This window comes from Rhizobium chutanense (assembly GCF_002531935.1).
GTDB classification, from domain to species: domain Bacteria; phylum Pseudomonadota; class Alphaproteobacteria; order Rhizobiales; family Rhizobiaceae; genus Rhizobium; species Rhizobium chutanense.
The window spans coordinates 1-11,231 of record NZ_NWSV01000057.1; the positions used below are offsets into that span (position 1 = coordinate 1).

The following is an 11,231-nucleotide window of genomic DNA, read 5'->3' on the forward strand; positions in this document are numbered from 1 at the left end:
AGCCCTCCCTCCGACGCACTATGACTTGTCAACCATCAACCCGGTTCATTCTGTCAGGGATCAGCCCGGGCTGTACCCGCACAAGACCCCTCCCCAACCCCTCCCCACAAGGGGGAGGGGCTAAGCCGGAGCGCTCGCCTTGTCCTACCGAAACGCCGCAGATATGGAAAACGGGTGCGGCAGGTTAAGCCCCTCCCCCTTGTGGGGAGGGGTTTGGGGCGGGGTCTTTTCCACCGACAAATTGCTCCCGCATCGCCTCCGCCGAGCGGCGCACCGCCTCGGCAACCTCCTGCAGCTGCTTGGCCATCGGCGTCGAATTGCGCCAGACCATGCCGATCGTTCGTGACGGCTGCGGCGAAGGGAAGCGGGAGATCGAGACATGGGCCGAGCGCGTTTCAACGGGAACGGCCATCTCCGGGATCAGGGTGACGCCGATGCCGGCGCCGACCATCTGGACGAGGGTGGAGAGCGAGCTGCCTTCCATGATTTCCCGCGGGCGGGCCGGCCCGACCTTGCAGAAGGACAGCGCCTGGTCGCGGAAGCAGTGGCCCTCTTCGAGCAGCAGCAGCCGCATTTCGCGCAGCGCCTCGCGCTCGGGCACGGGCTTCTCCCCATCCTCCTGCCGCCTGACCAGCACGAATTCTTCCCTGAAAAGTTCGAGTTCGGTGAGCGAGGGTTCCGACACCGGCAGTGCGACGATCGCCATATCGAGCTGGCCCTGCGCCAGTTCCTGAACCAGCTTGCCCGTCTGCGTTTCGCGCACCTCGATCTGAATTCCGGCGAAGCTTTTGTTGAGATCGTTTATAATCGCCGGCAGCAGGTAGGGCGCAATCGTCGGGATGATGCCGATGCGCAGGCGCGTGAGGAAGCTGTCGCGCGAGGCGCGGGCAAATTCCCCGAGTTCGTCCACGGCGCGCAGGATGTCGCGGACCCTGAGCGCGAAGGTCTGGCCGAAGGGGGTGAGCTTCACCTCGCGCGCGCTACGCTCGAAGAGTTCGCTGCCCAATTCCTGCTCGAGTTCTTTGATCTGCATGGAGAGCGCCGGCTGGGAGATGGCGCAGGCATCGGCGGCACGGCGAAAACGGCCGTCCCTTGCCAGGGCTTCGAAATAACGCAGCTGTTTCAGAGTCAGGTTCTTCATAAGCCCAGCTTATCGCAGCAATCAGTAAATCCAACTTAAAATTATTACATGCTTCCGATATGAAGACTGCAAGGGAGAGAGCGGGGCGCAAGCCCGGTTCATTTTCTTCGACGGGCAGACACATCAAAAGCAATGAAGGAGACGATCATGGACAACCCCACTGACAGCGCAGGCAAATGTCCTGTTGCCCATCACAAGGCTCCGACCGCACGGACGAACCGTGACTGGTGGCCGAACCAGCTGAACGTGCAGATTCTTCATCACGGCTCCGGCCGCGCCGACCCGCTCGGCCAGGCTTTCGACTATGCCGAGGAGTTCAAGAAGCTCGATCTCGACGCGCTGAAGCAGGATCTCACCGCGCTGATGACGGATTCGCAGGATTGGTGGCCGGCCGACTTCGGTCATTACGGCGGCCTCTTCATCCGCATGGCCTGGCACAGCGCCGGCACCTACCGCATCACCGACGGCCGCGGCGGCGCCGGCCAGGGCCAGCAGCGTTTTGCCCCGCTCAACTCCTGGCCTGACAATGCCAACCTCGACAAGGCCCGTCGCCTGCTCTGGCCGATCAAGCAGAAATACGGCAATCAGATCTCCTGGGCCGACCTTCTGATCCTCACCGGCAACGTCGCGCTTGAATCCATGGGCTTCAAGACCTTCGGTTTTGCCGGCGGCCGCGCCGATGTCTGGGAACCGGAAGAACTCTACTGGGGTCCCGAGGGCACCTGGCTCGGCGACGAGCGCTACAGCGGCGAACGCGAGCTGGCAGAACCGCTCGGCGCCGTGCAGATGGGCCTGATCTACGTCAACCCGGAAGGCCCGAACGGCAATTCCGATCCGCTGTCTTCGGCCCGCGACATCCGCGAAACCTTCGCCCGCATGGCGATGAACGACGAAGAGACCGTGGCACTGATCGCCGGCGGCCACACCTTCGGCAAGACGCATGGTGCCGGCGACCCGTCCCTGATCGGCGCCGAGCCGGAAGGCGGCGCGATCGAGGACCAGGGCCTGGGCTGGAAGAGCTCGTTCGGCACCGGCGTCGGCAAGGATGCCATCACCGCCGGCCTCGAAGTCACCTGGTCGCAGACGCCGACCAAGTGGAGCAACTACTTCTTCGAAAACCTCTTCGCCTTCGAATGGGAACTGACGACGAGCCCGGCCGGCGCCAAGCAGTGGCAGGCCAAGAACGCCGAAGCCTCCATTCCGGATGCCTATGACGCTTCGAAGAAGCACCTACCGACCATGCTGACCAGCGATCTGGCGCTGCGCTTCGATCCGATCTACGAGAAGATCTCGCGCCGCTTCCTCGAAAATCCCGATCAGTTCGCCGACGCTTTCGCCCGCGCCTGGTTCAAGCTGACCCACCGCGACATGGGCCCGAAGGTCCGTTACCTCGGTCCGGAAGTTCCGGCCGAAGACCTGATCTGGCAGGACGTGATCCCGGCCGTCGACCATCCGCTCGTCGACGACAAGGACATTGCCGACCTCAAGGCGAAGGTGCTGGCGACCGGCCTTTCCGTGCAGGAACTGGTCTCGACCGCCTGGGCGTCGGCCTCGACCTTCCGCGGCTCCGACAAACGCGGCGGCGCCAATGGCGCGCGCATCCGCCTTGCCCCGCAGAAGGACTGGGAGGTCAACCAGCCGGCCCAGCTCGCCAAGGTTCTCGGCACTCTCGAAGGCATCCAGAAGGACTTCAACGCCGCCCAGACCGGCGGCAAGAAGATCTCGCTCGCCGACCTGATCGTGCTCGCCGGTGCAGCCGGCGTCGAGAAGGCGGCGGCAGCCGGCGGCAACGCCGTCAGCGTGCCGTTCACGCCGGGCCGCGCCGATGCCTCCGAAGCCCAGACCGATGCGCATTCCTTCGCCGCGCTGAAGCCGCGCGCCGACGGTTTCCGCAACTATGTCGGCGGCCGGCAGTTCATGAAGCCGGAAGAGGCTCTCGTCGACCGCGCCCAGCTGCTGACGCTGACCGGCCCCGAGATGACCGTCCTCGTCGGCGGCCTGCGCGTACTGAAGGCCGGCAATCCCGAGCACGGCGCCTTCACCTCGGCCCCTGAGACGCTGACGAACGACTTCTTCGTCAACCTGCTCGACATGGCGACGCAATGGGTTCCCGCCGCCGGCAAGGACGGCGTCTATGAAGGCCGCGACCGCAAGACGGGTGCTGCCAAATGGACCGGCACCCGCGTCGACCTGATCTTCGGCTCGCACTCGCAGCTGCGCGCCTTCGCCGAAGTCTACGGCCAGGCCGACGCCAAGCAGAAGTTCGTCAAGGACTTCGTCGCCGCCTGGAACAAGGTGATGAACGCCGACCGCTTCGACCTCGTCTGATCGGTCAGCATTTCGCCCGGGCGCAGCCTCGGCTGCGCCCGGGCATTCTCTTTCAAGTGCCTTCGAATGGAACCTGCGCCGGCGTCACTATTTCTGCCGGAGCCGCAGTGTCAGGAAACCGGCAACGAATGCGGCAGCCATGCTGAACAGTATCGGGCCAAGATAGCTGCCGGTTTTATCGAAGACGACCCCCGCCATTGTTGGCCCCAGCAAAGCAGCCAGACCCACAGCCGTATAGAGATAGCCCAGTATCGTTCCGATATGACGGGTGCCGAAGAGATCGGCGGCAACGGCCGGATACAGGCCGACGCAGCCGCCATAACTCATGCCGAACGACAGAGCGAAAAGCACCAGCATGGCCATGCCGTTGGCAACGGACCATAGGAGGAATGAGCCGGCAACGGCAAAGGTAAGGATCGCCAAAAGGCGCAAGGAACCGATGCGGTCGCCGAGACCGGCCAGCACGAAACGTCCAAAGATATTTCCGATGCCGATAAGCGCGATAAGGATTGTACCGCTTTCGAGCGACAGACCCATGTCGTGCGCCGCCGGAACGATATGGACATAGGGAATGAATGTGCAGAACGACGCCAGGATCAACATGACGTAGAACAGGCGGAAACGGCCATTGCGCCATGCTGTGAAAGGGGTGAGCCGATCGCCGGATCGCAGCTCCGAAGCAATGCTGTCGTCTTGACGTTTGCGCACCAGCATCGCTGCCGGCAAACCGATTGCAGCAATGACAACCGCCAGACCGATGAAACATCCACGCCAACCAAGCCCGGAGACGAGCCGGCCGATCGTCAAGGGCAGTAAGAGCGTGCCGAGGCCGATCCCGGCCGTGGCAATGCCGGACGCGCGGCTCCGCTTGAGGATAAACCAGGACTGCACCGCTGCGATCGCCGGAACATAGGAGAGGCCGATCCCCAGCCCCACTCCGACGCCGTACCAAAGGTAGAGCGAGGCCAGGGACTGCGCATGGCTGGCTCCGATATAGCCCATGATCATTGCCACCAGACCGGTCGCTATGACGCCGCGGGACGACCAGCGATCGGCAAGCGGGCCGGCGACCGCGCCCAGCGAATAGAACACGAAGGCCGAGATGGAGAAGACAAGCGCGATTTCGCCGCGCGATGCCGCGAATTCCTCGGAAAGACCGGGAAACACCGCGGAGAAGGCGTAGGCTGATCCGAAGGTTACCGCTGTCAGCGCATGCGCTCCGCCGACGACCCGCCATCCACTTGGTGAATCTGCGTCTTCGGACAGGGAAACGGGTAAGGATGTGGATGGCAAAATCAATCGGCCTTTCAAAGATTCATGGCTCGGAGCAATCAGTGTGGCAGATGCGGCGAGTTCAGAAAAATGAATAGGTTTGAATTCCGATATTCGATACGCTGATAACGATATGTCCCTTCCACTTGATCTCGATCTGCCGAGAACCTTTGTTGCCGTTGTCGAAAGCGGCCATTTGTCGAATGCCGCACTACCGGCTGGCCGCAGCCAATCGGCCGTGAGCATGCTGTAACGATAAATCCGTCGCGCAAGTCAGCGTTCATGCGATGCAGGAAATCGATGGGAGGCCTAGCGGATCGAAACTGGTTGATGACGATGGAAACTGTTGAAAAAACGAATAATCCGAATCCGTATTTGCCCATGGGATATTCTTTGGTCCCCAAGGGTAAACTCGCAAATGCCGTCACCTGCCTGGAAATGACGGAGAAGCCTCTTCTAAGAGAAGCCAGCCTTATCCCGGGACTCTCTTTGGAGCGGATGGAAGCTCCCGATCTAGTGACATATAGGCAGCTTTTCCGACTGGTCGGAGAGGATTGGATGTGGGTTTCCCGCTTGGTCATGACCGATGACAGGCTGACGGACATTATCAACGACCCACTGGTGGAAATATACGCCCTGCTGGCGGACGGAAGGCCGTCCGGAATGCTGGAGCTTGATTTCCGGCAGCCGGGCCAGTGCGAACTGGTTTTCTTTGGAGTTGCCAAAAGTTCAATCGGAACCGGTGCGGGGCGCTATCTCATGGACCTGGCGCTATCAATCGCCTGGGCGCATCCCATCGATCGGCTTTGGGTCCACACCTGCCATTTCGATCATCCGAATGCATTGCCGTTCTATCAGCGGTCCGGTTTCAAGCCATATGCTTTCATGGTCGAGGTGACAGATGACCCAAGACTGACCGGTGTGCTGCCAAGGACGGCAGCGCCTCATATCCCAATCCTTGGCTAGGTGCCATTTATCGCAAAAGCTGCAGCCAGAAGCATCGGCATCCATGCAAGAAACCGTCTCTGCGCCTTCTAAAGCGCGTCGCGATCTTTCGGATTCGCTCCTCGCGCTTTAGGTCCTTGTTTTCACATATCGTTGCCGCAAAACCGCTGCACACTTTTGCGCGACATGCTCTAGCGAGGCAGAATGCCGAAAGGAGAAAGTGATAGCAGATCGGGATCGGTCGTCGCCGTTGCTGCCGCGACATGGGCATGGCTTATACTGTAGCCGTAGGTGAGCACGCGGTTGCCGTCGATCATGAAGAACTGCGCCTGATCCAGGCCGGGCCGCAAGCTACCCGTCACGGTGACGGTCTCGTACATCCTTGCGAGATGCAAGGGCTCGTCCGGAACGACGCGAACCAGTTGGTTGGGCGGAGGGGAAGGCATGTGGCTGCAGGCTCCGGCCCAGGGCACCAGCATGAATTCATAGACAAGATCGCCATCCTGGTCGATCGGCAGAACGAAACCCGTCAATTCGATCGGGTTCTCCTCGCCGTGCCAGGCGAGTGTTTCGCCCTGTGGGCCGCTCACCGCTTTGCCCGACGGCGGCACTGTCGCTTTGGGCTGATCGGCCGGCCGCAAAGCGCTCCAGAAGATAGGCTGAGCTGCGGCGAGAGCGCCGGAAATCGGCCATGCGGAACCAAATGCCAGCGCCGCAAACGCCAGGAGGAAAGGCTTGTGCTTCATCATTGCATCTCCCGGGGCCGGCCGCTTTGACCACCTTGCCGCTGCCGCGCGGATGCTACTCCCGATCCTGCTTAACCGTCAAAGCTTCGGGTGCCGACTACCTCTCCTCCGTCATCCTGTGTTTTCGGGGGCTTTGCAGGTAAACAGGAAAAGGCCCGCCGTGTCCGCCCCCCTCTGCCCTGCCGGGCAGAGGGGGCGCCACACGGCACGCCCTCATCGTCATCCCGACGAAAGACCCCGCGTGGGGTGAACGCGGGGTCTCCCTGCCGAGGCGACAGGCTGGTGGGGCCTTACTTCTCCGGCATCATCGAGGAGTGGTGCGAGGTGATCAGCCAGTTCCCGTCCTTGAACTCGTAGGTGTAGGTATAGCGGGCCGGGACCTTCGAGCCGTCTTTCATCGTGAAGGTGTAGGTGCCGGTGTCGACGGCCCAGTTGCAGCCGGTCTTGATGTCACGGCTGTCGATATGGCCCTTGGGCTCCTTCGCCAGGAAGTGCTCGAAATAATCGATGCGTTCCGCCTGGGTGAGGCGCGGCTTGTTTGCGAGCGTCGCCAGCAGCACGGAGTCCTCGCTGTAGTTCTTGGCGACTTCCTGAGGGCTCAGCGTTGCAAGCGAGGCGTTCCAGCGGTCGAAGAGCTTTGCGATTTGCTCCTCGCTCACCGGGGCGCAGGTCGCTGTTTCGGCGGCCGCAGCCGACTGGACCTGGACGAAACCGAGGACGAGGGCGGCAGCAATGATCGTACGCATGTTGGACTTTCCTTTGTGGCGGTTCCGGCGAACATCGCATCGGTCAACCGCATGACCACTATCTAAGCGGCCGGCGCTGCGGCCCCATCTGCCGGGTGGCCCCGATCCGATCTGCCGAACGGCATAGATGACATTCCCACGGGAATGACTATCGTGCCCGCGTCATTCATTTCAGGAGCAGCCCCCTTGGGCCTGGAGCATAACACAGATACGGCCCATTCGCCTGACGTTGCGGAGATGCGCGCCCTTTACAGGGCGGCGGAAGCGCGGGCGGCGCGGCTGCGTTTCATCATCGAAGTGCGCAACCTGCTCGATGCGCAGCCATTCGAAACGGCCGCGCCGGAGGTCCTGTCCCGCCTTGCCGATTTCGCCGGGGCAATGCAGGCCAGGCTCGTCTTTCCGCCCTTGCAGGGAGAGCTGCCTGTGCAACTGGCGGTCGGGCAGTCGAGGAGCCCCGAAGGCGACAGCATCCTGTTTGCCTCCGAGGATGGCGCCGACCTCCATCTGACGCTCGTCGGGCCGTCGAGAGGACGCGCCATCGATGCCGACGACCGGCAAACCTTGGAGGTGGTGGCGGGCCAACTGGCCGACGCCTGCAATCTCGAACGGCAGGCGGCGGAAAAGCAGGCGCTGCTCGGCGATCTCGAGCGGCAACGCAGCGAACTCGCGGCCCTCGTCGCGCAATTGATCCAGGCGCAGGAACAGGAGCGGCAGCGGGTGGCGCTCGATCTGCATGACGGCTCGGCCCAGCTCGCCGCCGGCCTCAGCTATCGCCTGCAGGATCTCGCCGCCCGCATCGGCGAGGCGCATGCGCTGAAACCGGAGATCGACCATCTCGCGGCACTGGCGCGCCATTCCGTCGCCGATCTCAGGGCTGCGATCGCCGATCTTCGTCCGCCCGAGCTCGACGATCTCGGCGTTGCGGCGGCGCTGCGCACCCGCCTCGATGCGATCGACGGCATGGAGGTGATCGCCGATCTCGATGCCGGCGCCGACCGCTGGCCGGCTTCGACCGGGATCATCTTCTACCGCGTCGCGCAGGAAGCAATCACCAATGTGATCAAGCATGCCGGGGCGCGCCGGCTCATCGTGCGCCTCTTCGAGGACAATGCGGGCGAAGCCCATCTCGAAGTGATCGACGATGGCAAAGGCATCGGCGAAGCGCGCCAGCCCCAGATTCAGCAGCGGGGCACACGGCTCGGCATCGTCGGCATGCGCGAGCGGCTGGCGCTGCTCGGCGGCCGCATCGAGATCGGCACTGGGGCTTCGGGCGGCACCTGCGTCCGCGCCGTCGCACCCCTTCAGCAGGAGACGATATCGGCATGACCGCATCCATTCTCGTTGCCGACGATCATGATATCGCCCGCGCCGGGCTGATTGCCATGATCGGCGGCCAGGACGATTTCCATGTCGCCTGGGATGTGCGCGACGGCCTGGAGGCGGTGGAAACCTGCGCCATCCGCAAGCCGGATCTCGCCCTGCTCGACATCCGCATGCCGCGCATGGACGGCCTCGCCGCCACACGGGAGATCCGGCGCGTGTCGCCGGGTACACGCGTCATGATCATCACCATGCATGACAGCCTCGATTATCTGGAGGCGGCGATCGATGCCGGCGCCACCGGCTATCTGCTGAAAGACGCCAGTCGGGACGATATTCTGCGCACGATCCGGCGCGTCCTGCAGGGCGACGCCTTCTTCGACGGCCCGCTCGTTGCAAGGCTGCTGCGGCGTGCCGCCACCAAGCCGCAAACCAACAGCAGCGCGCTTGAGACGCTGACGGTGCGCGAGCGCGAGGTGCTGGCGAAAGTGGCCGAGGGCCTGACCAACAAGGAGATCGGGCGGGCGCTGAAGATCTCGCCCGGCACCGTGAAGATCCATGTCGAGCGCATCATCGGCAAGCTCGGCGCCGGCGACCGGACGCAGGCCGCCGTCATGGCCGTGCGCGGCGGGCTCGTCGCAACATCCAGGGAAGAGCAGCCATGACCGCGACACGCCGGCGGGCGCTGCGCTTCGCCGACCTTCCGCTGCGGGCGAAGGGCATCGTCATCATCATGGTGCCGCTGGCACTGCTGCTGGCCGCTCTCGCCTCAGTCTTCGTCGCCGACCGGCAGAGCCGGATCGCCGAGGATCAGGTGCGGGTGACGCTGGAGATCCAGTCCGGCATTCAGGAAATCCACGCCTTGATCGCCGAGGCCGCGACAGCGATGCGGGGATATCTCCTGACCGGCAGAACCGATTTTCTCGACCCCTTCAACCGGGCCGAGGACAGGCTGCCCGTGGTGCTCGACGAAGTCGGCCGGCGGTTGCGGGATGAGGAACAGAAGAGCCGCCTTGACCGCATCCGCGCCCTGGTCGACGCGAAGGTCGACCGTCTCCAACTCCTGAAACAGGCCGACATCCTGCGCGCCGGCGGGCGCGAGGAGCTTGCTGCCAAGCTCATCGAAGGCAAACAGGTGCTCGACGTGCTGAGACAGGAGATCGACGCGATGAACCGGCGTGAGGCCGATCTCCTTCACGCCAGAACTGAGGCCGCCGACCGGGTTCGCACCTTGTCGCGCAGCCTGATGATCGCCGCCGGCTTCCTCGGTTTTGCCGGCGCGCTCGCCGCCGTTTTCCTGTTTTCGGCCAGTATCGTGCGCCGCGTCTATGCGCTGAAAGCCCAGGCGCATCTCTTGTCGCAAGGCGAGGTCGTCACGGTGGCCGATCCTTTCCGCGATGAGCTCGGCAGCCTCGAACAGGCGCTCGAGGATGCGAGCGTGCTCTTAAAAAAGCGCGAGGCCGATCTGACCGAGAGCGAGGAACGCTTCCGGCAACTGGTCGAGGGCGTCAGCGATTACGGCATCTTCGGGCTCGATGCCGGCGGACGGGTGGTGAGCTGGAACGCCGGCGCCGAGCGGATCACCGGCTACGGCGCCGACGAAATCGTCGGACAGCATTTTTCCCGCTTCTATCCCGCCCAGACCAGGGACACATTTCCGGCCGAAGAGCTTTCTAGAGCCGCCCTTCACGGGCGCACCGAGGCGGAAGGCTGGCGGCTGCGCAAGGACGGGTCCCGGTTCTGGTCGCATGTCGTCGTCACCGCGCTGCAAGACGAAACGGGCCGGCTGCGCGGCTTTTCCAAGATCACCCGCGACATTACCGAGCGCAAGCAATTCGAGGAGGCCCTGCTTGCCGCCCGCGAGGATGCGATCCGTGCCAGCAACGCCAAGAGCGAGTTCCTGTCGCGCATGAGCCACGAGCTGCGCACGCCGCTGAATGCCGTGCTCGGTTTCGCCCAGCTTCTGGAAATGGACGTGACCGATGCCGAGTCCAGGGAAAGCGTCGCGCAGATCCTGAGGGCCGGCCGGCATCTGCTGAGCCTGATCGACGAGGTTCTCGATATGGCCAGGATAGAGGCCGGCCGTATGGATCTCTCGGTCGCGCCGCAACCGGTTGCCGAGGTGATCGATGAAGCGGTTTCGCTCGCAAGGCCGCTCTGCGGCAAGCAGCAGATCCGCATCGAGGTCGCCGCGCCGGCCGAGCCGGAATTGATGGTGCTCGCCGACCGGCGGCGTCTGCTGCAGGTGTTCCTCAACCTCCTCTCCAATGCGGTGAAATACAACCGCCCCTCGGGAAACGTGACCGTCAGCCACCGCGCAATGGGTGACCGCATCCGCATCGAGGTCAGCGATACCGGCCCCGGCATCCCGGCGGATCGCGTCTTCAGGCTGTTTACGCCGTTCGACCGGCTGGGGGCCGAGCGGATCAGCCAGGAGGGAACCGGCCTCGGGCTAGCGCTGTCGAAACATCTGATCGACGCCATGGGCGGTGCACTCGGCTTTAACAACCGTAGGGAAGGCGGCGCTACCTTTTACGTCGATCTGCCGCGCGCGCCGGCGGCGATACGGGACGTCGCGATGCCGTAAGGCACCGCCAGTTTGTCTCCACCGTCATCTTCGGCCTTGTGTGCGACACATCGGCTGTAGCGATCGGTGCTGCCCCTTGTATCTGCACGTTAGTGATTTCGTGCGATGGAAGCGCCTTAGCCTCTGGCCGGGTGGCCACCCGGCCA

The 11,231-nt window shown here is 63.4% G+C and carries 10 protein-coding genes; 6 read left to right on the forward strand and 4 right to left on the reverse strand.

Translation table 11 applies throughout. The features are described from left to right. Window positions 1-184: 184 nt before the first annotated feature. Complete coding sequence (locus CO666_RS32855) at window positions 185-1,141, reverse strand: hydrogen peroxide-inducible genes activator (RefSeq protein WP_097616077.1); 957 nt, start codon at window positions 1,139-1,141, stop codon at window positions 185-187. A gap of 147 nt (window positions 1,142-1,288) precedes the next feature. Between CO666_RS32855 and katG the strand changes: the two genes are divergently transcribed. Beyond that, complete coding sequence (gene katG, locus CO666_RS32860) at window positions 1,289-3,469, forward strand: catalase/peroxidase HPI (protein ID WP_097616091.1); 2,181 nt, start codon at window positions 1,289-1,291, stop codon at window positions 3,467-3,469. A gap of 87 nt (window positions 3,470-3,556) precedes the next feature. On the opposite strand, the gene CO666_RS32865 is transcribed toward katG, so the two are convergent. Then, window positions 3,557-4,768 (reverse strand): MFS transporter, encoded by a 1,212-nt coding sequence (locus tag CO666_RS32865; RefSeq protein WP_097616079.1) that lies wholly within the window; start codon window positions 4,766-4,768, stop codon window positions 3,557-3,559. Window positions 4,769-4,874: 106 nt separating this feature from the next. On the opposite strand from CO666_RS32865, the gene CO666_RS32870 reads away from it, so the two are divergent. Both CO666_RS32870 and CO666_RS32875 read left to right on the forward strand, forming a co-directional pair. Continuing rightward, entirely contained in the window at window positions 4,875-4,994 is a 120-nt protein-coding gene (locus tag CO666_RS32870; RefSeq protein WP_143540419.1) for a LysR family transcriptional regulator, read from the forward strand. Window positions 4,995-5,077: 83 nt separating this feature from the next. Next, window positions 5,078-5,707 (forward strand): GNAT family N-acetyltransferase, encoded by a 630-nt coding sequence (locus CO666_RS32875; RefSeq protein WP_245436917.1) that lies wholly within the window; start codon window positions 5,078-5,080, stop codon window positions 5,705-5,707. A 170-nt stretch (window positions 5,708-5,877) separates the two neighbouring features. Here the strand turns inward: CO666_RS32875 and CO666_RS32885 are convergent, their stop codons facing one another. After that, window positions 5,878-6,435: a DUF3299 domain-containing protein gene (locus tag CO666_RS32885; protein ID WP_097616081.1), complete on the reverse strand. Its 558-nt coding sequence runs from the start codon at window positions 6,433-6,435 to the stop codon at window positions 5,878-5,880. A gap of 287 nt (window positions 6,436-6,722) precedes the next feature. After that, window positions 6,723-7,178, reverse strand: a complete 456-nt coding sequence (locus CO666_RS32890) for an SgcJ/EcaC family oxidoreductase (protein WP_097616083.1) — start codon at window positions 7,176-7,178, stop codon at window positions 6,723-6,725. Between the two features lie 186 nt (window positions 7,179-7,364). On the opposite strand from CO666_RS32890, the gene CO666_RS32895 reads away from it, so the two are divergent. From CO666_RS32895 to CO666_RS32905, 3 genes are read left to right on the forward strand one after another with little or no spacing between them, the layout of a single operon-like run. After that, window positions 7,365-8,504: a sensor histidine kinase gene (locus tag CO666_RS32895; RefSeq protein WP_245436916.1), complete on the forward strand. Its 1,140-nt coding sequence runs from the start codon at window positions 7,365-7,367 to the stop codon at window positions 8,502-8,504. Then, entirely contained in the window at window positions 8,501-9,163 is a 663-nt protein-coding gene (locus CO666_RS32900) for a response regulator (RefSeq protein WP_097616087.1), read from the forward strand. The genes CO666_RS32895 and CO666_RS32900 overlap by 4 nt, the downstream gene beginning before the upstream one ends. Then, complete coding sequence (locus CO666_RS32905; protein WP_097616089.1) at window positions 9,160-11,085, forward strand: sensor histidine kinase; 1,926 nt, start codon at window positions 9,160-9,162, stop codon at window positions 11,083-11,085. Before CO666_RS32900 ends, CO666_RS32905 begins: the two co-directional genes overlap by 4 nt. Window positions 11,086-11,231: the final 146 nt, after the last annotated feature.

Excerpts from the sequence above, each read along its gene's own strand:
- CO666_RS32855 (WP_097616077.1), bottom strand. The coding sequence starts at position 1,141 with ATGAAGAACCTGACTCTGAAACAGCTGCGTTATTTCGAAGCCCTGGCA.
- katG (WP_097616091.1), top strand. The coding sequence starts at position 1,289 with ATGGACAACCCCACTGACAGCGCAGGCAAATGTCCTGTTGCCCATCAC.
- CO666_RS32870 (WP_143540419.1), top strand. The coding sequence starts at position 4,875 with ATGTCCCTTCCACTTGATCTCGATCTGCCGAGAACCTTTGTTGCCGTT.
- CO666_RS32875 (WP_245436917.1), top strand. The coding sequence starts at position 5,078 with ATGGAAACTGTTGAAAAAACGAATAATCCGAATCCGTATTTGCCCATG.
- CO666_RS32885 (WP_097616081.1), bottom strand. The coding sequence starts at position 6,435 with ATGATGAAGCACAAGCCTTTCCTCCTGGCGTTTGCGGCGCTGGCATTT.
- CO666_RS32890 (WP_097616083.1), bottom strand. The coding sequence starts at position 7,178 with ATGCGTACGATCATTGCTGCCGCCCTCGTCCTCGGTTTCGTCCAGGTC.
- CO666_RS32900 (WP_097616087.1), top strand. The coding sequence starts at position 8,501 with ATGACCGCATCCATTCTCGTTGCCGACGATCATGATATCGCCCGCGCC.
- CO666_RS32905 (WP_097616089.1), top strand. The coding sequence starts at position 9,160 with ATGACCGCGACACGCCGGCGGGCGCTGCGCTTCGCCGACCTTCCGCTG.